The 22,183-nt window shown below is 59.4% G+C and carries 17 protein-coding genes; 9 read left to right on the plus strand and 8 right to left on the minus strand.

The features are described 5' to 3' along the window. The first annotated feature begins 10 nt into the window (after positions 1-10). Both AC07S6_RS08375 and AC07S6_RS08380 read left to right on the plus strand, forming a co-directional pair. A complete protein-coding gene (locus tag AC07S6_RS08375) occupies positions 11-622 on the plus strand; it encodes an FMN-dependent NADH-azoreductase (protein ID WP_034127345.1) in 612 nt (203 codons plus the stop codon). Positions 623-813: 191 nt separating this feature from the next. Then, complete coding sequence (locus AC07S6_RS08380; protein ID WP_495112073.1) at positions 814-1,851, plus strand: alpha/beta hydrolase family protein; 1,038 nt, start codon at positions 814-816, stop codon at positions 1,849-1,851. Here the strand turns inward: AC07S6_RS08380 and AC07S6_RS08385 are convergent. The 3 genes from AC07S6_RS08385 to AC07S6_RS08395 all read right to left on the minus strand — a co-directional run bounded on the left by AC07S6_RS08385 (position 1,845) and on the right by AC07S6_RS08395 (position 6,267). Continuing rightward, complete coding sequence (locus AC07S6_RS08385) at positions 1,845-3,017, minus strand: MFS transporter (RefSeq protein WP_181125269.1); 1,173 nt, start codon at positions 3,015-3,017, stop codon at positions 1,845-1,847. The genes AC07S6_RS08380 and AC07S6_RS08385 overlap by 7 nt on opposite strands. A 282-nt stretch (positions 3,018-3,299) precedes the next feature. Beyond that, the gene (locus AC07S6_RS08390; RefSeq protein ID WP_003191057.1) at positions 3,300-4,886 is read right to left on the minus strand and encodes an ABC-F family ATPase; all 1,587 of its coding nucleotides are present in this window, start codon (positions 4,884-4,886) and stop codon (positions 3,300-3,302) included. 142 nt (positions 4,887-5,028) lie between these two features. Then, positions 5,029-6,267: an MFS transporter gene (locus AC07S6_RS08395; RefSeq protein ID WP_495112074.1), complete on the minus strand. Its 1,239-nt coding sequence runs from the start codon at positions 6,265-6,267 to the stop codon at positions 5,029-5,031. A gap of 154 nt (positions 6,268-6,421) precedes the next feature. Here AC07S6_RS08395 and AC07S6_RS08400 point away from each other — a divergent pair, with 154 nt between their 5' ends. Continuing rightward, positions 6,422-7,234, plus strand: coding sequence for a class I SAM-dependent methyltransferase (locus tag AC07S6_RS08400; RefSeq protein ID WP_495112075.1), 813 nt, complete (start codon positions 6,422-6,424; stop codon positions 7,232-7,234). A 319-nt stretch (positions 7,235-7,553) separates the two neighbouring features. Here the strand turns inward: AC07S6_RS08400 and AC07S6_RS08405 are convergent, their stop codons facing one another. After that, on the minus strand, positions 7,554-7,940 hold the full coding sequence (locus tag AC07S6_RS08405; RefSeq protein WP_495112076.1) for a TIGR03067 domain-containing protein: 387 nt from the start codon (positions 7,938-7,940) through the stop codon (positions 7,554-7,556). A gap of 340 nt (positions 7,941-8,280) precedes the next feature. Here AC07S6_RS08405 and AC07S6_RS08410 point away from each other — a divergent pair, with 340 nt between their 5' ends. Then, complete coding sequence (locus tag AC07S6_RS08410; RefSeq protein ID WP_197880394.1) at positions 8,281-9,606, plus strand: Wzz/FepE/Etk N-terminal domain-containing protein; 1,326 nt, start codon at positions 8,281-8,283, stop codon at positions 9,604-9,606. 263 nt (positions 9,607-9,869) lie between these two features. Continuing rightward, positions 9,870-10,769, plus strand: coding sequence for a lipid A hydroxylase LpxO (gene lpxO / locus AC07S6_RS08415; RefSeq protein WP_003191066.1), 900 nt, complete (start codon positions 9,870-9,872; stop codon positions 10,767-10,769). A gap of 18 nt (positions 10,770-10,787) precedes the next feature. Here lpxO and ligD read toward each other — a convergent pair whose 3' ends face one another. Together ligD and ku are read right to left on the minus strand one after the other, a co-directional pair. Then, the gene (ligD, locus tag AC07S6_RS08420) at positions 10,788-13,307 is read right to left on the minus strand and encodes a DNA ligase D (RefSeq protein WP_495112077.1); all 2,520 of its coding nucleotides are present in this window, start codon (positions 13,305-13,307) and stop codon (positions 10,788-10,790) included. Positions 13,308-13,331: 24 nt separating this feature from the next. After that, on the minus strand, positions 13,332-14,171 hold the full coding sequence (ku, locus tag AC07S6_RS08425; protein WP_197880396.1) for a non-homologous end joining protein Ku: 840 nt from the start codon (positions 14,169-14,171) through the stop codon (positions 13,332-13,334). A 185-nt stretch (positions 14,172-14,356) separates the two neighbouring features. Here ku and AC07S6_RS08430 point away from each other — a divergent pair, with 185 nt between their 5' ends. Continuing rightward, positions 14,357-14,665, plus strand: coding sequence for a hypothetical protein (locus AC07S6_RS08430; protein WP_197880397.1), 309 nt, complete (start codon positions 14,357-14,359; stop codon positions 14,663-14,665). 12 nt (positions 14,666-14,677) lie between these two features. Further along, complete coding sequence (locus tag AC07S6_RS08435) at positions 14,678-15,835, plus strand: PQQ-dependent sugar dehydrogenase (RefSeq protein WP_495112078.1); 1,158 nt, start codon at positions 14,678-14,680, stop codon at positions 15,833-15,835. 176 nt (positions 15,836-16,011) lie between these two features. Here the strand turns inward: AC07S6_RS08435 and AC07S6_RS08440 are convergent, their stop codons facing one another. Together AC07S6_RS08440 and AC07S6_RS08445 are read right to left on the minus strand one after the other, a co-directional pair. Further along, positions 16,012-16,491 (minus strand): nuclear transport factor 2 family protein, encoded by a 480-nt coding sequence (locus AC07S6_RS08440; RefSeq protein ID WP_495112079.1) that lies wholly within the window; start codon positions 16,489-16,491, stop codon positions 16,012-16,014. 54 nt (positions 16,492-16,545) lie between these two features. Next, complete coding sequence (locus tag AC07S6_RS08445; RefSeq protein ID WP_490614892.1) at positions 16,546-17,109, minus strand: TetR/AcrR family transcriptional regulator; 564 nt, start codon at positions 17,107-17,109, stop codon at positions 16,546-16,548. A gap of 124 nt (positions 17,110-17,233) precedes the next feature. On the opposite strand from AC07S6_RS08445, the gene pssA reads away from it, so the two are divergent. Then, positions 17,234-18,577 (plus strand): CDP-diacylglycerol--serine O-phosphatidyltransferase, encoded by a 1,344-nt coding sequence (gene pssA, locus AC07S6_RS08450; protein ID WP_495112080.1) that lies wholly within the window; start codon positions 17,234-17,236, stop codon positions 18,575-18,577. Positions 18,578-18,697: 120 nt separating this feature from the next. Next, a complete protein-coding gene (locus tag AC07S6_RS08455) occupies positions 18,698-22,129 on the plus strand; it encodes a hypothetical protein (protein ID WP_495112081.1) in 3,432 nt (1,143 codons plus the stop codon). Positions 22,130-22,183: the final 54 nt, after the last annotated feature.

The following is a 22,183-nucleotide window of genomic DNA, read 5'->3' on the forward strand; positions in this document are numbered from 1 at the left end:
GAGATCCATCATGAAACTGTTGCACATCGATTCCAGCATCCTCGGCGACAACTCGGCCTCCCGTCAGCTCAGCGCCGGTGTGGTCAAGGCATGGCAAGCCGCGCAGCCGGGTGTGGAAGTGACCTACCGCGACCTCGCCAGCGAAGGCATCAACCATTTCTCCGGCGCTACCCTGGGTGCATTGGGCACTGCTGCCGAACTGCGCGATGCGGCGCAAAAGCACGAGGCTGAACTGAGTGCATCGTCGCTGGCTGAGTTTCTCGCCGCCGATGCCGTGGTAGTCGGTGCGCCGATGTACAACTTCACCATTCCCACCCAATTGAAAGCCTGGATTGACCGCATCGCAGTGGCCGGCCAGACCTTCCGTTACTCCGAAGCCGGCCCTGAAGGCCTGTGCGGCAACAAGAAAGTCATTATTGTCTCCACCGCCGGCGGTCTGCATGCCGACCAAGCCTCGGGCGCTGCCCACGAAGGCTACTTGAAGCTGCTATTCGGCTTCCTGGGCATCACCGACATTGAGATTGTTCGCGCTGAAGGCCTGGCCTACGGTGATGAAGTGCGCAGCAAAGCCATGAGCGACGCCAACGTGCGCATCAACGAGCAACTGTTCGCCGCTGCGTAAGGCTTATGTAAATTTGCCCTGTCCTCGGTTTCATTCTGAAACCGAGCGCCTAAACTCTGTATTCTGATCGCCTGAACGCGAGCGGAGTACGGAGTTTTTTCGTTGTGGCCCAGGTTATGCACACATCCATTCGATACCCTGGACTTTTTATTCGACAGGCCGGTTCTTGTGCAGCAAAGGTGGACGTCCCCATGATGCGTCTTTGTGCTGTTTTGGTACTTTCGCTGTTGGGCGGCCTGGTTTCAGTGCACGCCGCGCCGGCACCGCACCCCCATTGGAGTGTGGGGTTTCATCGCATGAGCGTGCTCGACCCGCTGGATTCGCAGCCGATGAAGGCCATCGCGTTTTACCCTTCCACCGATACCGAACGCACCACGCCGCTGGGCGCCTATCAGGTCGCGGCCAGTGAAGATGCCAAGGTTGCTATCGGCCGTTTTCCGATGCTGATGCTGTCCCACGGCAACACCGGCACGCCCCTGGCCCTGCACGATCTGGCTACGTCACTGGTGCGTAAGGGATTCGTAGTGGTGGCGGTCCTGCATCCCGGCGACAACTATAAGGACCACAGCCGCCTGGGCACCGTAAGTAATCTGTATGGCCGGCCGATCCAGATATCCCAGGCGATCACCGCCACCCTGGCCGATCCGATGCTGTCGCCCTTTGTCGATGTCGATCAGATTGGCGTCATCGGTTATTCCGCCGGTGGCGAAACGGCATTGATCCTGGCGGGCGCCAAACCGGATTTCGAACGCCTGCGCCGCTACTGCCAGGAACGCCCCGAAGACCGCGACGCGTGCACCACCAAGGGCGAGTTGGTGGTTGATCGCGACGACTTGCAACCCCAGGCTGACCCGCGCATCCATGCGTTGATGCTGATGGCGCCGCTGAGCTTGATGTTCGGCCGCCATACCCTGGCGGACGTGCATGTGCCAGTGCTGCTCTACAGTGGCGATGGCGACCAGTTGGTGGCGGTGGACAAAAACGCCGCCGCCCTGGCGCGCAAACTGCCAGAGCCGCCGGACTTCAAGCTGTTGGCCGGGGCAGGGCACTTTGTATTCATGGCCCCGTGCGACAGTGATCAACTGGCGACAATGCCGGGCATCTGCACCGATGCCGATGGTGTCGACCGTGAAGGGATTCACCGCGATATGGTCTCCGAGGCCGGGCGCTTTTTCAGTCGCACCCTCGGTGAGGTAACGCGTGCCGGCCTGCAGACGGCTGATCAGTAGGCGCGGCGCCTGAGCAGTACGGTCAGGGCGAGCGCGCTGACCGACAGCAACGCGGCGCAGAAGAATATCCAGCCGTAGCCAAGATTCAACGCCACGGCGCCCATCAACGGCCCGGCGATCGCCAGGGCCAGGTCGAAAAATACCGCATACGCACTCAGCCCCGCGCCGCGGCTGCTGTCCGGCACTTGCTTGATAGCTTCCACGCCGAGCGCCGGGTAAACCAGTGACAAACCAAAACCGGTCAACCCTGCGCCGATCAAGGCCACGCTGGTAGACGGTGCCAGCCACAGCAGCGTCAGGCCCAGGGTTTCGATGAGCATGCAGGCGATGGCGGCGGTGAACCCGCCAAACCGGCTGATGGCTGAGATAAACACCAGGCGCGAGAGAATAAAGCACACACCAAATACCGTCAGGCAATACGCCGCACCGGCCCAGCCACGATTCAGGTAATACAGGGTGATAAAGGTCGTCAACGTGCCGTAGCCAATCGAAGCCAGGCACAGGCTGGCGCCGAATGGTGCGATACGCCCGAACACCGCCCAGAACGGCAGCCGCTCGCCACGTACCACCGGCACCGACGGTTTATTGCGGATCAGCACCAGGCCCAACGACGCCAACACCGCCAGGGCAAGACCGAGGCTGGTGTAGCCGTAATCAGCCACCATCACCACGCCAAGTGGCGCACCAATCGCAATCGCGCCGTAGGAGGCGATGCCATTCCAGGAAATCGAGCGTGCGGTGTGCTCGGCGCCCACCGCGCCCATGCACCAACTGATGGTCCCCACGCCAATCAGGCCCTGGGCCACGCCGAGTAACAGGCGACCGGCGATCAGAATACCCAGGCTCAAGCTCGGCAGACTTTCCAGCAGCGTGGCGATAAAGGTCAGTACACCGCTGATCAGAATGCCGGCCAGGCCTAGCACGATCGCGCGTTTGGTACCGACGTTATCCGACATCCGCCCGGCCATCGGACGGCTGAGCAGTGTGGCAAGGTACTGCGAACCGATGGTCACCCCGGCCACCACGGCGCTGAAGCCCAGTTGCCCGTGCACATAGCCTGGAATCACCGCAATCGGCAGGCCGATGCAGATAAAGGCTATGAAGGTGTAGAACACGATGGAAACGATCTGCAGGGTGATCGACAGGGAGGAGGGGGCGGCAGGCATGAATACTCAATCGCTGGCGGGCGGTGAAGCATCATGGCATATCCCGCACGACTGTAGGAGCGAGGGGACGCCTACAGAGGCCCCTGTGGGAGCGAGCTTGCGAAGGTGGTGTGTCAGATCGGTGATCTTTAACTGAACCACCGCTATCGCAGGCAAGCCAGCTCCCACACTGGTTATGCATGGCCCATAAAATCAGCGCCCGGCACAGTGCGGATGCAAAAAGCCCTGTCACAGGGACAGGGCTTTTTTTTGCAGCTTGTAGCTTGCAGCTCAGTGCTGCTCTTAGAACACCACACCCTGGCTACGCAGGTAGTCGTCATAGGTGCCGCTGAAGTCGATCACGCCGCTAGGGCTCAACTCGATAATGCGGGTGGCCAGGGACGATACGAACTCGCGGTCGTGGCTGACGAAGATCAGCGTGCCCGGGTAGTTCTCCAGCGCCAGGTTCAGCGCCTCGATGGATTCCATGTCCAAGTGGTTGGTCGGTTCGTCCATGATCAGCACGTTGGGCTTTTGCAGGATCAGCTTGCCGAACAGCATGCGACCTTGTTCACCACCGGAGATCACTTTGACCGACTTCTGGATTTCGTCGTTGGAGAACAACATGCGGCCCAGGGTGCCGCGAATCATTTGCTCGCCTTGGGTCCACTGGCCCATCCAGTCGAACAGGCTCACGTCGTCTTCGAAATCGTGGGCGTGGTCCTGGGCGTAGTAGCCCAGTTCGGCGGCGTCGGTCCACTTGATGCTACCGGCGTCCGGGGTCAGTTCGTTGACCAGGGTGCGCAGCAGGGTGGTCTTGCCGATACCGTTGGGGCCGATGATCGCCACGCGCTCGCCCGCTTCAACCTGGAAGCTGAAGTCCTTGAACAACGGCTTGCCGTCGAAACCTTTGGCCATTTTTTCGACCATGACCGCCTGGCGGTGCAGCTTTTTGTTCTGCTCGAAACGGATGAACGGGCTCACACGGCTCGACGGCTTGACTTCGGCCAGCTGGATCTTGTCGATCGCCTTGGCACGGGAGGTCGCCTGCTTGGCTTTCGAGGCGTTGGCCGAGAAGCGGCTGACGAAGGATTGCAGTTCGGAAATCTGCGCTTTCTTCTTGGCGTTGTCCGACAGCAATTGCTCGCGGGACTGGGTCGCCACGGTCATGTACTCGTCGTAGTTGCCCGGGAACAGGCGCAGCTCGCCGTAGTCCAGGTCAGCCATGTGGGTGCACACGCTGTTCAGGAAGTGACGGTCGTGAGAGATGATGATCATCAGGCTGGAGCGCTGGGTCAGGATGTTTTCCAGCCAGCGGATAGTGTTGATGTCCAAGTGGTTGGTCGGTTCGTCGAGCAACAGCACTTCCGGGTCGGAGAACAGCGCCTGGGCCAGCAGTACGCGCAGCTTCCAGCCGGGGGACACTTCGCTCATCGGGCCGAAATGCTGTTCCAGGGGAATACCCAGGCCCAGCAGCAGCTCGCCGGCGCGGGATTCGGCGGTGTAGCCGTCCATCTCGGCGAACTCGGTTTCCAGCTCGGCCACGGCCATGCCATCTTCTTCGCTCATTTCCGGCAGCGAGTAGATGCGGTCGCGTTCGGCCTTGACCTTCCACAGCTCCTCGTGGCCCATGATCACGGTGTCGAGCACGGTGAATTCTTCGTAGGCGAACTGGTCCTGGCGCAGTTTACCCAAGCGCACATTCGGCTCGAGCATGACCTGGCCGCCGGACGGGTCGAGGTCGCCACCGAGGATTTTCATGAAGGTCGACTTGCCGCAACCGTTGGCACCGATCAGACCATAGCGGTTGCCGGCGCCGAACTTGACCGAGACGTTCTCGAAGAGCGGCTTGGCGCCGAACTGCATGGTGATGTTAGCTGTGGAGATCAATTACTTTACCTATCAATGGGTTGCGAGCGTGACGGCAGGTGCCTTCAGGCATGCGTCAACAGCGACATCAAGGCGCGAAACCCGGTCGCTGAACACAAAATTGGGGATGTGTGTTGGAATTTGGCGCGCATTGTCGCATATGTCAGGCGACAGTTGTATGGCGAGCGAAGGATGGTTTTGCCAATGTCTCAGGCATAGCCAGCCACAACAGCATCAAGGCAGCGGCTGCAACCGCTGCCAACGTCAGGAAGGCCGCGTTGTAGCCGGCCTGCTGCACCACGAAACCGGCCAGGCTGCTACTGAGCGCCGCGCCGAGGCCAAATACGGTGGAGAGGGCGCCCAGGCTGACGTTGAAGCGCCCGGTGCCTTGAGTCAGGTCTTTGACGATCACCGGGAACAGGGCGCCGAAAATGCCGGCACCGATACCGTCGAGCATCTGCACGGCTACCAACCAATATGGGTCGCTGGATAGGGTATAGAGCACGCCACGCAACGGCAGTATCAGGAAACCGGCAAGCAGCAGTGGCTTGCGCCCCCAGATATCGGCCTTGAGCCCGACCAGCCAGGCCATCGGCACCATCACCAACTGTGCGGCGACAATGCAGGCTGAAGTCAGCGGGGTGGCCATCTGCAGATTGATCTGCGCCAGTTTCTGGCTGACCAGCGGCAGCATCGCGGCATTGGCCAGGTGAAACAGTGCGCAGCAGATGGCAAACAGTAGCAGCGGTTGGTTGGCCAGCAATGCTTTCAGGCCCGAGGGCTGTTCGTGGTCGGTGTGATGGGCCGGATCAAAACCACGGGCGACCTCATGGTCAATCGCCTTGGCCGGCACGCAACTGACCGCAATGACACTGGCGACGGCCATGAACGCCATCAGGTAGAACACCACCACCGGCCCGAACAGGTAGGCCAGCCCGCCGGCCAGCAATGCGGCCACGGCATTGCCGGCATGGTTGAAAGTCTCGTTGCGCCCGGTACGCCGGGTGAAGGCACGCGGCCCGGTAATCCCCAGCGAAATGGCGGAAATTGCCGGGGCAAATACCGAGGCGGCTACAGCACTGGCGGCCTGGGTCAACGCCACCCAGCCAAATGAACTGACAAAGGGCAGCATCAGGCAACTGCCCGTCACCAACAGCGCGGCAAGGGCTACCACCGCACGTTTGCTGCGAGTGCGGTCGATCAGCGCACCTGCGAGGCCTTGGGTCAACAAGGCAGCGATGCCGGCCAGGGTCATGACCACGCCAATGCTGGCCGGCTCCCATTGATGCACGGCCAGCAGGTAGATCGCCAGGTACGGTCCGAGACCGTCGCGCACATCGGCGAGAAAGAAGTTCAGGCTGTCCAGGGATAAAGCGATGCGCAGGTCTGAATGACGGGCCACGATGCGACCTTCAAGAGCGGCGTTCAGGGGCTGAACACGCGTTGGGTTAATGACCGGTGGGCTGGGTGATAAGTTTCGCGGTGGGCCAGGGTTTCCTCCTGCGCGCATTTAATTTACTTTCCGAAGCCCACTGGAATGAATTTCTGGAGAAGCAATGGACATGCCCTCAGCGCAAGAGGCGATCGCCAGCAATAGAAATGCCTGGGACGAATCCGCCGGGTTGCATAAAGACACCGCGACCTGGGCGGCACTGCTGGACTCGGTAGCCGAGCCTGATTTTTCCTGCCTGGACCCGACCATCACCACCTTGCTGCAAGAGGTAGGCGTGGTGGGCAAGGACGTGGTGCAATTGTGCTGCAACAACGGGCGCGAAAGCCTTTCGTTGTATGGCTTGGGCGCCCGTTCGGTGGTGGGGGTTGATCAATCCCGGGCGTTTCTTGAACAGGCGCGGGAGTTGGCTGAGGCCTCGCCACACAGCCCTGAGTTCATTGAGACCGATATCCACCATTTGCCCGAGGGTTTGCGGGCACGGTTCGATATTGCCCTGGTGACCATCGGCGTTCTGGGCTGGATGCCGGATGTGGCGTTGTTCATGCGCCAGGTTGCCAGTGTGCTGAAGCCCGGCGGTACGTTGGTCATGTACGAAACCCATCCCTTTCTTGAGATGTTTGACCCCTGTGGGGCCAACCCTATGCTGCCTGCCAGTTCTTACTTCCAGCGTGAACCCTTTGTGCTGCAGGAGGCAATTGTCTATGAAGGGAAGGATGAGCGGCCCGGGCCGACCTCCTATTGGTATGTACATACCCTGGGCAATGTAGTCAGCGGGGCTATCGCAGCGCAGTTGCAGATCGCTCATTTGCAGGAATACCCGCATTCAAACCGGGAAGAACTCTACGATCAATATGAGCATCAGGCCGCGCAACTGCCCCTGTGCTTTACCATGACAGCGATCAGGCGTGATGGCTGATCAAGGTTTGCGCACGCAAAAAAAAGGCCCGCGAGGAGAGGGCGGGCCAAGTGATTCACTGGAGTAGGTAGGCCTGACCTTATAGGTCGAAAAGTGAAGGCCTTGTGAAAATGCCGTGATCAAATCGGATAATCACGGCTTATGTGTCCACCTGTGGCGAGGGAGCTTGCTCCCGTAACGGCCTGCCAGCCACCGCCTATCTGCCTGACGCCCCACGTTCCAACCTGTGGGAGCTGGCTTGCCTGCGATAGCGGTGTATCAGTGACAGATTAGTTGACTGACCCACCGCTATCGCAGGCAAGCCAGCTCCCACATTTGATCAAGAGCGCCGTACGAAGGTGCGCATGGTCTGCCCCGGGCCGGTGCTGAACACGGTGGGCCTGGGCATGCCCTCATCCGCTGCGATAAACACAAAATCATCGCCGTCGAGCCGGTAACTGGCGGGGAGTTGCTTGCCTGCATCTTCGCCGATGGCGTCCGTCCAGGTGATGCTTTTGGGCGTAGTGCTGGCGTCCAGTACGAACCGCCCCGCCAATAATATTTCGCCATTGACCGTGGTCACTTCGAAGCGATCCCCCGCAATTGTCGTCATCGCTCCCGGTGCGCTGTGGGCATCCACGGGGTTGAGCACGCCACTGTCTTCAAGGGCTGTTTGTTCCCAAGTGCCTTGCAGTGCGCGAAAGTCCGAAGCGGAAAGGGGTGACATGCAAACTCCTTATTGCTGTTCAAAAAAATGTTCAATTGTAGTGAGGCTGACACTGTTCCACCTGTAGGCGAAATTTTTTTCTTTATAAGACAGGTATTTGACAGCTTTTTCATGTTGTATTGACTACGCTTGCAACCAGATCAGTCTGACATGGCTGTGTGATTTGGCTTACTCACCGAAATGAAACCGAAATAATCCCTAAGTTTGTGGGATATTTCAGGGGACTGAGTGGTCACATCGCCATTGGTCTGCCGTATCCAGGGCGTTGTCCCTGATTTTTGAAGTCATTCAGACTTCTGAGAATGATGGCCTTTTAGTATTATTTTAAGGTGTTCTTATTTTGAATCGTACTTCCCCGCTTCCGCCTTCCGCAGCGTCTGATGAAATTGATTTATTTGAATTGTTTCACGCCATCTGGCGACAAAAAAAGCTGGTGGTCGGTTGTACGCTTCTGGCCGGGGTATTAGGCGCAGGTTATGCCTTCCTGGCACCCAAGACCTATGAAGTCAGCAGTGTGTTGCGGCCTGCTGCAATCAACGAGCTAGACGCCTTGAACCGTTCGGAAGTGTATAAGTTGCCGCCTGCCGATGCGCTGCTCAAAGTGGGCGCGCAGTTGGACTCTTATGATGCGCGCCTGGGGTTCTTCAAGGATCATGAGGAGTTGTTCAAGGCGTTCAAGAAACCGGGGCAAACCCTTGAGCAGAGCTTTGAGGCGTTCAACCGCAATTCCGTCAATCTGATTTTGCCTGACCCCAAGAAATCCGATTCGTTGAGCAGTTATATCCGTCTGGAGCTGCAATACCCGACCGACGTCGATGGTGTTGCGATCCTCAACGGTTTTGTGGACTACGCCATTGCCGCCGAGCGTCAGCAGGTGGGTGCCGACCTGAAAGTTATCGTAAATAACCGCTTGAGCGAGCTCAAGGGCAAGATCGACGCTGCCCGTGCCAACTACGATACCGATAAAGAATCGAAAATCGCCAAGTTGCTGGAAGCTGACCGGCTCAAGCGTGCCCAATTGCAGGACGAGCTCAGCGCTTTGCGCTTGCAAATGAAGATGGAGCGCACCAACCGCTTGGCCGAGTTGGCCGAAGCGATCAGCATTGCCAAGTCCATGGGCATCCGTACGCCGACAACGCCGTCCTCTATGGCCGACTCCACCCGCACGGGTTCGAGCCAGGTCATGCGTACCGAGGTGAACAACCAGAAGATCCCGCTGTATTTCATGGGGACCGAGGCGTTGGAAGCCGAGCGCGCTGCATTGCAGCAGCGTACCAGTGACGATTTCACCAACCCGCGCATTGCCGAGATCGGCAAAGACTTGCAACTGCTGGAAAGCAACCGCGAGGTTGAGGTGCTGCGCAAGCGGGGCAATGAAGACATCTTCTTGCAGGACGTCGAGCCGCTTCGCGCTGAAGTCGCCAGGTTGCGTGGTTTGAATATCGATATGAGCAACCTCAAGCTGGTGACGATTGACCGTCGAGCCCAGGAGCCTCTGTCGCCGATCAAGCCGAAAAAACCGCTGGTCATCGCATTGAGCCTGGTCGGCGGCCTGTTGCTGGGCCTGATGATTGCGCTGATCCGCTACTTCGTTCGCAGCCGCACTCAGGCAGTGCCCTATACGGCATTAGGGGATCGCCGCGAGGATAAAGACACCCCGCTGTAACCCTTCAAACGCCCTCAAACAGGCAGGCTCAAGGGCCTGCCTGCTCCTACCCCCAGCACACTCAATAGACAGCTTTTCACAATTCTTAGTTAACCTTTGGTTACAAAGTGTGGCTAAATAACTGCCAATGGTGGCACGCAGGCGGTTATCCGCCGGCCGTGTCACCTGTATGTGAATTGTGATTTCAGGTGCTGCTTATCCATCCTCGGCCGTTGTGGGCTCGCAGGAGCAGCCTGTTCTCTCCCTGACGTGTGACGAATCCCTTGAAACTCATCATTGTTGCTCTCTACGTTGCTTCCATTGCGTATGTACACCTGCGTGGTCGGGTGCGACACAAGCTGGGTCGCCAGCTTAGTGATCACTCGACGTTCCTGGCGCCGATCAACTGTTTCCTGTACCTGTTCTCCAAGCAGCCCAGCCGTCCCTACCTCTCGCCCAGCGACTTTCCAGACCTGAGCCCATTGCAGGAGCACTGGGAAGAGATCCGCGAAGAAGGCCAGAATCTGATGCGAGCGGGGGAAATCAAGCGCTCGGAGCAATACAACGACGTAGGTTTCAACTCGTTCTTCAAGACCGGCTGGAAGCGTTTCTACCTCAAGTGGTACGGCGACAGTCACCCCTCGGCGATGAAGCTGTGCCCGCGTACCACCGAGCTGGTGCAGAGCATCGGCTCGATCAAGGCGGCGATGTTCGCCGAGCTGCCGCCGGGCTCCAAGCTGGTGCGTCACCGTGACCCGTATGCGGGCTCGTACCGTTATCACCTGGGGTTGGATACGCCTAACGATCCAGGCTGCTATATCAACGTGGATGGTGAAAACTACTACTGGCGCGACGGTGAGCCGGTGATGTTCGACGAGACCTACATTCACTACGCGGAAAACACCACCCAACAGAACCGCATCATTCTGTTCTGCGATATCGAACGGCCGATGAAGTACCGCTGGGCGGCGGCGTTCAACCGCTGGTTCAGCCGCAATGTGATGGCGGCCGCGGGTTCGCCCAACGATGAGGGCGACAAGACCGGCGGCCTCAACCGTGCCTTTACCCGTCTGTACAAGATTCGCCTGCGTGGCAAAGAGCTCAAGAAGCGCAATCGCACGCGCTACTACCTGGAAAAGTGGGCGATCTTTGCCGGTCTGGCGCTGATCTTCATTCTTATCTGACCTGGCTCAGGGCGCGGATCACCCAGGGGGTTGCGCGCCCAACTTGTCCCACATCTTTTTGCTGATCTTCTGCCGATTGGCATACCCCGCCCAGGGGTCATCCTTCAACGTTTGCAGCCGCTGATGCAGGTTCGCCACTGTCCACTGCTGGGCGCTACGCAATCCTTTCAGCTCCTCTCGACTCACCGGCACCGACACTGGCAGGCCCGGGCGTGCCCGCACTGAATACGCCGCCACGGTGCTGGCGCCACGGGCGTTGCGCAGGTAATCGATAAAGATCTTGCCCACGCGGTTCTTGGGGCCACTGGTGGCGGTAAAGCGTTCGGGCAGTTGGCGTGTCATGAATTGGGCAATGGCTTTGGCGAATGCCTTGACGGTGTCCCAGTTATCGCGCCGGGCCAATGGCACGATCAAGTGCAGGCCCTTGCCGCCGCTGGTTTTGACGAAAGCCTGCAAGCCCAGCTCATCAAGTACCGACAGAGTCAGTTGGGCCGCTTCCAGCATGGCTTTCCAGGGCAGAGCCGGGTCCGGATCGAGATCGAGCACGAACAGGTCGGGCGTTTCAATCTTGGCTGCGGTCGCGCCCCAGGTGTGAAACTCGACCGTACCCATTTGCACGGCACCGACCAGTGCGTCCACGCTGTCTATTTCCATCAGGCGCGCATGGCCTGGGTCCAGCGCCGGGTCCAATTGCTTGATGTGTGGGATGGCCATACGCTCTGAGTGCTTCTGGAAGAACTGCTCACCTTCGATCCCTTCCGGCGCGCGCAGCAGGGACACGGCACGCGCGCGCAGAAAGGGCAGGATCCATTCGCTGATATCGGTGTAGAACTGTGCCAATTGCTGTTTTTGCGTGCCGCTGTGCTTGTCAATAATGCGCTCGGGGTGAGTGATTTTCACGTTCTTCACCATTGCCTGCGCTTTACCGGCTTTCGATGCCTCGGGTGCCTTGACCGACTTGGCCGCGCGCGGCTGTTCATGAATGATCTGCGAGGCTGGCTTGTCGGTGCGCAGGCCCACAAACGCGGCCTGACGCACCACGCCTTCACGGGTCCATTCGGCAAATTGCACTTCGCCTACCAGGCTCGGCTCAACCCAATGCACGCCGCGGGCCTGGGCACTGGTCAATGGCTTTTGCAGTGGTGAATCCTTGCGCTCGAGCGGGGTGAGCTTGGCATAGATGGTTTTCAGCGCCGCCTGATCAAAGCCCGTGCCCACGCGCCCGGCATAGACCAGGCCAGTGTCATCGTTGACCGCCAACAGCAGCGCCCCAAAGCCGCTGCGCGAACCTTGGGGGCGGGTGTAGCCGACAATTACGAATTCCTGGCGCAGGCGGCATTTGAGCTTGATCCAGTCGGCACTGCGCCGCGACACGTAGGGGCTGCCGGCGCGCTTGCCGATCACGCCTTCGAGCGCCAGGTCGCAGGCGCTCTCGAAAATATCGCGCTGGCTGGCGGCAAAGGCTTCGGAGAAGCGCAGCAGTTTGCTTCGGCTGGCGGACAGTGCGGATTTAAGCGCAGCCCGACGCTCTTCGACCGGGTCTTCGCGCTGGTCGCGGCCGTTCAAAAAGGGTGCATCGAACAGGTAATAGACGATGTCCAGGCTGCGGCCGATATCGAATGCGTTTTGCAGCGCCTGGAAATCCGGCAGCCCGTCGCCATTGAGGCTGACCACTTCGCCATCCAGCCAACTGTCTTTGAGCTTGAGGGCTTGCAAGGCTTTGCACTGACGCGGCAGGCGCTCGGTCCAGTCGTGGCCGTTGCGGGTGAACAGGCGCACTTCACCGTCGCGAATGCGCGCCATGATGCGGTAGCCGTCGAACTTGATTTCGTAGCGCCAATCACCTTCGGGGGCGCGGTCGACCAAGGTTGCCAGTTGGGGGGCAAACTCGTCAGGCAGCGCAGCGTTGCGCTTGGGCGCTTTGGCTTTTGGCGCGGCCTTGGGTTTGGCCTTGGCCTTGGCTTTTGGCTTGCCCACGACCGCATCGCTGAGCACGCTGGCGGGCTCGGCCTCGACAATATCGAACTCAGAGGCCGGGCGCGCCTGCTGATCGTTTTCCTTGATCAACAGCCACTGCTCCTTGTCACCGCTGCCCTTGAGGCGGGTACGCACCAGCGCCCAGTCACCGGAGAGTTTCTCACCCACCAGGGTGAATTTGAGTTTACCCGCCGCGTAGGCTTTGCGCGGGTCATCGTGGGGTTGCCAGATGCCTCGGTCCCACACGATTACATCCCCCGCACCGTATTGGCCGGCGGGGATACTGCCCTCGAAACTGCCATAGCTCAGTGGGTGGTCTTCAACATGCACCGCCAGGCGTTTCTGGCTCGGGTCCAGGCTTGGGCCCTTGGGCACCGCCCAGCTCAACAACACGCCATCCAGTTCCAGGCGAAAGTCATAGTGCAGGTTGCGCGCATCATGCTTTTGAATCACAAAGCTCAGGGCCGAAGCGTTACGTTTGCTGGCGGGTGAGCTGCCGGCGGGTTCGGCGGTGATCTTGAAATCGCGCTTGCGGTTGTACTCGCTCAGGGGCTTTGCCATGTCGTTCTCCCGTCAATGGCAGGCTCAAGAGGCCTTGTTATTGGACTTTTTCGCGGCGCTCTTTTTCGCCGCAGGTTTACCCGCCAGGCTGCGTTTGAGCAGTTCGGTCAGGTCGATGACATCCGCGGATTTTCGCTCTTCGCCGCCTTCGACCGTTTCCACATCTTCGATCTTGCCGGCCTTGGCCTTCTTCGCCACCAGCGCCCTGATCTTGTCCTGGAAGCTGTCACGGTATTCATCGGGCTGCCAATCGGCGCTCATGTCTTCCACCAGGCGCTTGGCCATGTCCAACTCACCTTTGGCCAGGGTCGGCTTTGTCACATCGCTGCCCAGTTCCAACTCATCCAGGCTGCGCACTTCAGCGGGCCAGCGCAGCATGACCAGCACCAGGGCCGATTCCAGCGGCATCAACGCGGCCAGGTGTTGCTTGGTGTGCAGTACCACATTGGCCAGGGCCACCTTGCCGGTTTTTTTCAGCGCTTCGCGCAGCAGTGCATAGACCTTGCCGCCGCGTTTATCCGGAGCGAGGAAGTAGGGCGTGTCGATGTTTTGCAGGGGGATCTGGTCGCTGGCGACGAAGGCGATGATTTCGATGGTCTGGGTGGACTTGGGGTGGGCCGAGCGAATTTCGTCTTCGCTGAGCACCACGTAGCGTCCTTTTTCAAAGGCCACGCCCTTGACGATATTTTCCTTGGTGACTTCCTTGCCGGTGGTTTTGTTGATGCGCTTATAGCCCACCGGGTCCATGCTGCGCTTGTCCAGCCAGTCAAAGTCGACGCCTTGTGAAGAGGTCGCCGAAACCAGCGATACCGGGATGTGAACCAAGCCGAAACTGATGGCGCCTTTCCAGATTGCCCGTGGCATAGGTGTGATTCCTCAACGAAGAGCCTGTGTGCTGGTGACTCACAGGGCAGGGCAAAAGTTTCGGTGGATAGATGCTCGGACAGATCGTGTTACACCTGATGAGAAACTATTTAGTGTCACAACGCGAACCCGCGGCGTAGCGTGCTATCGAAAGCACGTAGTACTTGGCATAGAGAGGTTTGGCCATGAACCGTTGTGTTCGTCATCTTGCTGCATTAGCGCTGGGCCTGGCTCTTGCGCCATTGGCCCAGGCGCAAAACCTGCCAGGGCGTAGCGACTACGGCCCTATTCACCGGGCCAACCCCAATAGCATGCAGGGCACCCAGCCCAATGCACCGGCGGTTCGCAGTATCCAGCCTGTCCCGGAAAGCCCGCGGCCGACGCTGGAAAACGGCGGCATCGGCAACCGCTACCACAAGCAGGAAGCGGCCCCCAGCCGACCGGCCACCGCACCTAAAGCGCCCACCTATGATGCCAACGGCAATCGCCGCTAAGGATTTCGCCTTATGTTTTTACGTAAAACCTTGTTAGCCGCCCTGTGCGCCACCGCGTTGCTGCCTTTGAGCGCGGTGTATGCCGCCGATAGCCAACAGTTCCCTAGTGAGCAAGGCAGCATCACCGCCACGCCAGTCGCCAAGGGCCTGGACCATCCGTGGGCGCTGGCGTTTTTGCCCGACCAGCAAGGTTTCCTGGTGACTGAATTGCCTGGGCACCTGCGTTTTGTCAGCCCGGACGGCAAGCTGTCTGCGCCCTTGAAGGGCGTGCCGCAGGTATGGGCCAAAGGGCAGGGTGGGTTGCTGGATGTGGTGCTGTCGCCAGACTTCAAGCAGGACCGCCTGGTGTACCTGTCGTACGCCGAAGGCGGTGGCGAGGGCGGCAAGGCCGGTACAGCCGTAGGGCGTGGGCGCTTGGCAGCTGACTTGAGTGGCCTGGAGGACTTCAAGGTGATCCTGCGCCAGGAGCCCAAGCTGTCTACCGGCAACCACTTCGGTTCGCGCCTGGCCTTTGACCGGGACGGCTACCTGTTCGTGACCCTGGGGGAGAACAACGACCGTCCCACGGCCCAGGATTTGGACAAGTTGCAAGGCAAAGTGGTGCGCATCTACCCGGATGGGCGCGTGCCGGACGACAACCCCTTTGTCGGTCAACCCGGCGTGCGTCCCGAGATCTGGTCCTATGGGCAGCGTAACCCGCAAGGGCTGGCCCTGAACCCCTGGAGCGGCACGATCTGGGAAAATGAACACGGGCCCCGTGGCGGTGATGAAGTCAATATCATCGAACGCGGCAAGAACTACGGCTGGCCGTTGGCAACCCATGGCATCAACTATTCCCTGCTGCCGATTCCCGAAGCCAAGGGCAAAACGGCAGAGGGCACAGTGGCGCCCCATCATGTCTGGGAAAAATCGCCGGGCATCAGTGGCATGGCGTTCTACGACGCCGACCGATTCAAGGCATGGCAGCACAACCTGTTTATCGGCGCGCTGGCCAGCCAAGAGCTGATTCGGTTGCAGTTCGAGGGGGACAAGGTGATCCACGAAGAACGCTTGTTGGGCGAATTGAAAGCGCGAATTCGCGATGTGCGGCAGGGGCCGGATGGCTTTCTGTATGTGCTGACCGATGAGGATGACGGCGTGTTGTATCGGGTTGGGCTGAATCAGGACTAAACGTGTGGGAGGGGGCGTACAGCAGACGCAGGTCCAATTGATGCCCCGCGATCCAAATGTGGGAGCTGGCTTGCCTGCGAAGGCGGTGGTTCAGTAACAGATGCAGCGACTGATACACCGTCTTCGCAGGCAAGCCAGCTCCCACATTGGATCTCATTCGGTCTGCAGAGTCGGGGTTATAGCCCCAGTTCTGACAGACCGGGATGATCATCCGGGCGCCGCCCCAGCGGCCAATGGAACTTGCGTTCGCTTTCCTTGATTGGCATATCGTTGATGCAGGCAAAGCGGTTGGCCATCAAGCCGTTCTCGTCGAACTCCCAGTTTTCGTTGCCGTACGAGCGAAACCAGTTACCCGAATCATCGTGCCATTCATAGGCATAGCGCACGGCGATGCGGTTATCAGTAAAGGCCCACAATTCCTTGATCAGTCGATAATCCAGCTCCTTGGCCCATTTGCGGGTCAGGAACTGCTTGGCTTCTTCGCGGTTATGGGCAAATTCGGCGCGGTTACGCCAGTTCGTATCCAGGGTGTAGGCCAGAGACACGCGCTGTGGGTCGCGGGAGTTCCAGCCGTCTTCGGCCAGGCGGACTTTTTCGATGGCCGAATCGCGGGTAAACGGCGGCAGGGGTGGACGGACTTCTTCTTGGGCTGACATGGGCGGCTCCTCAAAGTAATTAAGGTTGGGTCGAAAGTTGCCTGGGCTGTGAGTTCAAAGTTGCAGTAAGGTCCGCGCCATGCATTGCGCATTATCGGCAGCTGTTGAATCACCCATGACCAGGGCGACGGTAATGGCACCATCGATCAGGATCAGCAGTTGCGCGGCCTGCTGCTCCGGGTCGGGAGTGCCATGTGCTTGGCACAGTTCGAGTGCGTACTCGAACAGTTTGCGTTTATGGGCCTTGGCCAACAGGCGCACCGGGTCCTGGGCGTCGCCGGTTTCACCGCTGGTGTTGATAAAGGCGCAGCCGCGAAAGTCCGCCGAGCCGAACCAGCGCTTGAGCGCGCTGAACAGCCCCAGCAGGCGTTCGCCGCTGTCGTCGCTGTGTTCCACTTCGCTGCGCAGCCACTGCATCCAGCGCTCGTCGCGGCGTTGAAGGGCAGCTATCACCAACTCATCCTTGTTGGTGAAGTAGCGGTAGATACTCTTTCTCGACACACCGGCGGTTTTCACCAGTAAGTCCATGCCGGTGGCAGCAATGCCGTGGCGATAGATTAATTTCTCGGTGACGTCGAGGATGATGTCGCGGGTTTCATTCTGAGTAATATCGTTCATGCCTCGCACAGTAGAACGATCGTTCTTCATGGTCAACCGGTTTTTTGAATTGCCCACTGCGAGACCTGAGCAGCCTCATGGTGTAAGCTTTGGGCCTCTTCGGATTCGACCCATTGCGAGCCCTATGCCGTCGTTCTTCAAACGCTCCCTGTTGCCCAAGCTGCGCGGTTTCCCGTTGTCCAACGAGGCCATTGAGGTGCTGCCCAGCGCCGACGCCTACCGTCGCTGTTTGTTGGAGAAAATCGCCGGGGCCACGCGGCGTATCTACATCGTTGCCTTGTACTTGCAGCAGGATGAGGCGGGGCAGGAAATCTACGACGCGCTACACGCCGCCAAGGCCGCACGGCCCGAACTGGACATCGTGGTGATGGTTGATTGGCTGCGCGCCCAGCGCGGGTTGATCGGCGCGGGCAAGCAACCGGGCAACAGCGCCTGGTACCAGGCGATGACCCAGCGCCACGCCACCGAAGTACCGGTGTACGGCGTGCCGGTGCAAACCCGCGAGCTGTTCGGCGTGTTGCATCTCAAGGGTTTCGTGATCGATGACAGCGTGCTGTACAGCGGTGCCAGCCTGAACAATGTGTACCTGCACAAGTTCGACAAATACCGCTTCGACCGTTATCACCTGATCCATAGCCAACCCTTGGCCGATTCGATGCAGCACCTGGTGGAGCACGGCCTGGTGGCGTCCAAGGCAGTGCATCGCCTGGACCTGCCAAACCCGCCTACCACCCGCAGTCTGCGCAACGACATCGGCGACCTGCGCAGCCGTCTCAAGCATGCGAGCTACGACACCACAGCCGGGCAGTTGCCCAATGGCCATCTGTCGGTCAGCCCCTTGCTGGGCGTCGGCAAGAACAACCCGTTGAGCCGGGTGATCCTCGAACTGATCGCCAGCGCCCAGCAGCGACTGACCATCTGCACGCCGTATTTCAACCTGCCATTGCCGGTGACCCGCGAGATCAACCGTGCCCTGGCACGCGGTGTGAAGATCGACATCGTGGTGGGCGACAAGACCGCCAACGACTTCTATATTCCGCCCACTGAACCCTTCAAGGTGATTGCGGCGTTGCCGTACCTGTACGAGATCAGCCTGCGACGCTTTGCCAAGCGGCACCAGCCGATGATCAACAGCGGCCAGTTGAACCTGCACTTATGGCGCGACCGCGATAACACCTACCATCTAAAGGGCATGTGGGTGGATGAGCGCTACACCTTGCTCACCGGCAACAACCTCAACCCTCGGGCGTTTCGCCTCGATTTGGAAAACGGCTTGCTGATCGACGATCCACAAGGGCAGTGGCTAGCGCCGCGGCGTACCGAGTTGGCCCAGATCTTCCAGCATGCAACCCGTATAGAGGGCTACCAACAGCTGCAGACGCTGGTGGATTATCCACCCGCGGTGGGCAAGTTCCTGCGCCGGGTCAGTCGAGTGCGCATCGAGCGGTTGCTGTACCGTATTCTGTAGGACTGTTTTCACCGCCTTAGGAGTTTACCTACTCGCATAGCTTGCGTTGGTTGCTACGTTGCTTCTCGACGGTTCTTAGGGACGAGAACTCTGCCCTTGATTGGTTCAGAGGAAACAGACATGTCGAGTATCAGCCCTAGTCGCGACACCCTTGCGTTTACGCCGCCGCTACATTCTGTGAGCCCGGCGGCCAACGCCTTCCCCGATCCCGCTGTTCGCAGCAAACGCGAAGCAGCCTCAAATCCTGCCGTTGATAGTCTCCGACGATGGACGCTGCAACCTGTGCCCTTGGCGTCGAGCGAGGGTGATCACCGCCTGCGTAACGAGCTGGCGACATCAGCCACGCGCCACGTGTGGGACTCCCTTGTCCAGATCCCCTCCGACAGCACTTTCTACGCAGGCTTTGCCGCTTTGCGCAGTGCATTCAATACCGAGGAAGTCCAGGCGTGGTTTATGAGCAAGGGCATAGCCCCGGATACTGTGATAGTAAAACCGGATTCAATCACCGGGCTGGTCTTCGACGGTCGCGTGGGAACGCGAAAGACGTTCACCCTGAGCGACGATTCGGGTTGGTGGCAAGTCGGGGCCCGATTGCGCGCCGCTGCCACGGCGCTGGATAAAGTGGGTAATGGCTTGGCTTATGTGCCGGAACAGTCCGACCGGTTTTCTCGCAACGCTGTCTTGCAGTGGCATGAAATCACCCCGCCAAAGAATGCCGATGAGTTGGCGTTGGTGCGTGGACATCTGTTGGCGGAGGAATGGTCCGGTTGGTCAACCGAGACAAAAGGCCGGCTGCAGGGCAGCAGCCTTGCGGCAAGAAAAACCATCGACCGGTTGGACGAGCGTCAATACCTGGCAGTTTGCCTGGCTGATCTGGTTCGCAATCGACCCGACGACGAAGAGGTGTCGCTGGCCGATGCGCAGACGCCGATCGGCGCCACGTCGGTGTTGGCCACAAACGGTGCCGACAAGGCCGCCCTGCGTGATGTACTGATTTCCCACGGCTTCCCCGTACCCAAGACCGCGAAGGAAGTGCGCAATGTCATTCGCTGGTTGCAAGCTGCGGTGGCGCCTGCCCCCGCGCTGGGTAATTACGCGCAATTGCTTTCGCGACCCTGGGCACCGGGCATGTTGTCTGAAAATGACAAACGCTTAGTAGTGCAATTCATGAGCGACGACGCCATCAGCCGCAGCGAACCGAGTCTATTGCGCGCCCTGGATTTTCGCGGCGTGCTCGATGAGCACACCCCGCAAGAGGTGCGTGCCAACGCCGACAAGATACTGGAACAGATCCTCGACCACCCGTCAGCCCTGGACTGGGGCAAGGCCGCTGCTCGCAGTCTGTATTTTCAGGGCTCGTCCGGTACTTATGACTTATCGACCCTCGAAGCCAAGCAGTGGGCACTCACGGCGACCCTGCTGCAGATTGACCCCGAGATGCCTCGGGGGCCTGGAAACGTTGCCGGTTATGACATCTATCAGCCCGCCAACAGTGGACGGACGATGGCGTCGGTACGCGCTGAAATCGAGACTCAACTGGCTCAGAACACCTTGCTTGATCCAAAGACTGTACCGCTGGCCGCGCATCTCTTGTTGGCCAGTAGCGCGCCCGAGTTTCTGGTCCGGGATATCCCTTCCACGATGCGGATAGGCTCGGTGGAATGGGCCGACTTTCGCCTGGGCGTTACGCTTGCCGAGCGTCAAGGTGGGGCCGGTTGCTCGCGGGCCATGAGCTACAGCGAAATCATGGCGCTTAGCCGGCTGAGCGCCAGCACGCCGGACGAAGCGGCGGTATTGGATAATTATGGGGTCGACGTGTTACTGGATTGGGGCTTGATGCGAGGGCTCTATGGAAAGCCGGTGGATGGCCGCTACACACAGCATCACTATCTGCAGGCCATCACGGCTTTCAATGAGGAGTGCGAGCAACTCGTTTATGCGTTTGAACAGTTCAACCTGCCGCTGCCAATACGAGAAGACTCGGCGATCAGGAACTTGCAGACAGTATTTCCAGGCCTGAGCGTGGAGCAGTTGAAAGCCATGCGGGTATACATCGCAGACCCGGATGAACGCCGCAATATGAAGCTGTCCGAGCCGAGAACACGTAAGCTGATCGAGGCGTACATGACCGGCGACCTTACAAGTGACCGGTGGATGCTGCTGGCGCCCGGGGAGCAGCCGCCACAACCAGGCCGGCGCACCTCTCCATTTGTCATACCGCGGCTGAGCGCATCCGACCAGGCAGCCGTTGATGACAACGTGCAAGCGTTGAACGCCAGGATCGCCCATTTACCGGATGTTCAGGCCCAGTTGCCCGGTGAAGTCGATGCCTACCTGGACAAACTCAAGCAGGGTTTGAGCATCACCACAAGACGCATGATCGCCCAACTGCCGTTGGCTGATCGCCAAGCCTTGGAGTGGGGGGACGTGGACCTGTTTGCCTTGCGCGAGGCAATTGATGGTGTGCCCACGATAGATGAGACACCGAACCAGGTGGAGGAGCGCAGAGGGCGTAAAGGCACGTTGATACGCTGTGATTACAACGGAGTGATCAGCTACTTCGAGGTGTTCCCGGACAAGATGTTGATCGTCAAGCGCGAAGACCTGCCACGTGACTTGGCCCTGGGAGGTACCTTTCAAACTGTGCCGAAGACGTATGGGATTTGGGCGGTGTCAAACCTCCCAGTGCAGCAGGGCGCGGTGGAGCCATTTGATTTCACCGCTTACAGCTCCAATGCCTTGCCCACACCCGGTGTGACGTCGCCGGGTGTCATTATTGATAAGCTGGGCGAGACCCTGCAGGCTGCGCCGGCCCCTGTACCGGGCGACGCAACCACCCAGGTGCCCAACAGTTTTTCGTCGCCCCGCACCCAGTCAATTGTCGATCGGATCATGCAGGGCAATTTTATCCATCATCGCGACAGCGTGCTGGAGGTCGCGCAGGGCATGTTGCCGCTGGAACAACAGCGCGAAATGTTGCGACGCAACGACAGTATTTTGCTGAGCATGATCCCTTTTGTCGGGGCCGTCATTGACCTGACCAAAGGCAACATCGTCGAAGGGATGCGCGGGTTGATGATCGACACCGTGGGGGCTTTTGTAGGTGGGGCATTTGGAACCTTGAAACCGCTCGTCAAGTCCACTAAGGCTGTTGCTCCTTTCGGTGTCAAGGCGTTTCGCGTGCTGGAAAAGGGGGTTAGCGTGGTCAGTGGGTTCTTGAACCCACTGGATGGCACGGCAGACTTAATAGTCGCCGGCGGGAAAGGGCTCGTCGCGCTGCCTAAAGCGTTGGGCAGGGCACCGAACCCCTCAGGGCTTTTAAAGCTTGGCGTGGTGGAAGAAAAACTGCGCACTTGCCTGGGTGTATCAAACCCGTTGAAGGCGCCGCGCAATGCCCAGGAGCAGGCGGCTCAGCCTGTTGCTCATAACGGACACAATCATTCGATACCGGTGCACGCCGTACAGACCGATGGACATTGGTACGCGACCCATCCAAAGACCGGTTTGCCGACCGGCACGCCGCTGGACGGGTTTGAAGCACTGCCCGCATGACGACCTGAAACACTTCAGGCAGCGCCCTTGCCGTGTCACGTACGGGGGGCGCTT

It is taken from the genome of Pseudomonas sp. GW821-FHT07B01 (assembly GCF_059419065.1).

Bases quoted from the DNA above. Each gene is read 5' to 3' on its own strand.
- AC07S6_RS08385 (WP_181125269.1), bottom strand. From the start codon at position 3,017: ATGCCTGCCGCCCCCTCCTCCCTGTCGATCACCCTGCAGATCGTTTCC.
- AC07S6_RS08400 (WP_495112075.1), top strand. From the start codon at position 6,422: ATGGACATGCCCTCAGCGCAAGAGGCGATCGCCAGCAATAGAAATGCC.
- AC07S6_RS08440 (WP_495112079.1), bottom strand. From the start codon at position 16,491: ATGTCAGCCCAAGAAGAAGTCCGTCCACCCCTGCCGCCGTTTACCCGC.
- AC07S6_RS08430 (WP_197880397.1), top strand. From the start codon at position 14,357: ATGAACCGTTGTGTTCGTCATCTTGCTGCATTAGCGCTGGGCCTGGCT.
- ligD (WP_495112077.1), bottom strand. From the start codon at position 13,307: ATGGCAAAGCCCCTGAGCGAGTACAACCGCAAGCGCGATTTCAAGATC.
- ku (WP_197880396.1), bottom strand. From the start codon at position 14,171: ATGCCACGGGCAATCTGGAAAGGCGCCATCAGTTTCGGCTTGGTTCAC.
- AC07S6_RS08380 (WP_495112073.1), top strand. From the start codon at position 814: ATGATGCGTCTTTGTGCTGTTTTGGTACTTTCGCTGTTGGGCGGCCTG.
- AC07S6_RS08375 (WP_034127345.1), top strand. From the start codon at position 11: ATGAAACTGTTGCACATCGATTCCAGCATCCTCGGCGACAACTCGGCC.
- AC07S6_RS08455 (WP_495112081.1), top strand. From the start codon at position 18,698: ATGTCGAGTATCAGCCCTAGTCGCGACACCCTTGCGTTTACGCCGCCG.
- AC07S6_RS08435 (WP_495112078.1), top strand. From the start codon at position 14,678: ATGTTTTTACGTAAAACCTTGTTAGCCGCCCTGTGCGCCACCGCGTTG.
- pssA (WP_495112080.1), top strand. From the start codon at position 17,234: ATGCCGTCGTTCTTCAAACGCTCCCTGTTGCCCAAGCTGCGCGGTTTC.
- AC07S6_RS08445 (WP_490614892.1), bottom strand. From the start codon at position 17,109: ATGAACGATATTACTCAGAATGAAACCCGCGACATCATCCTCGACGTC.
- AC07S6_RS08405 (WP_495112076.1), bottom strand. From the start codon at position 7,940: ATGTCACCCCTTTCCGCTTCGGACTTTCGCGCACTGCAAGGCACTTGG.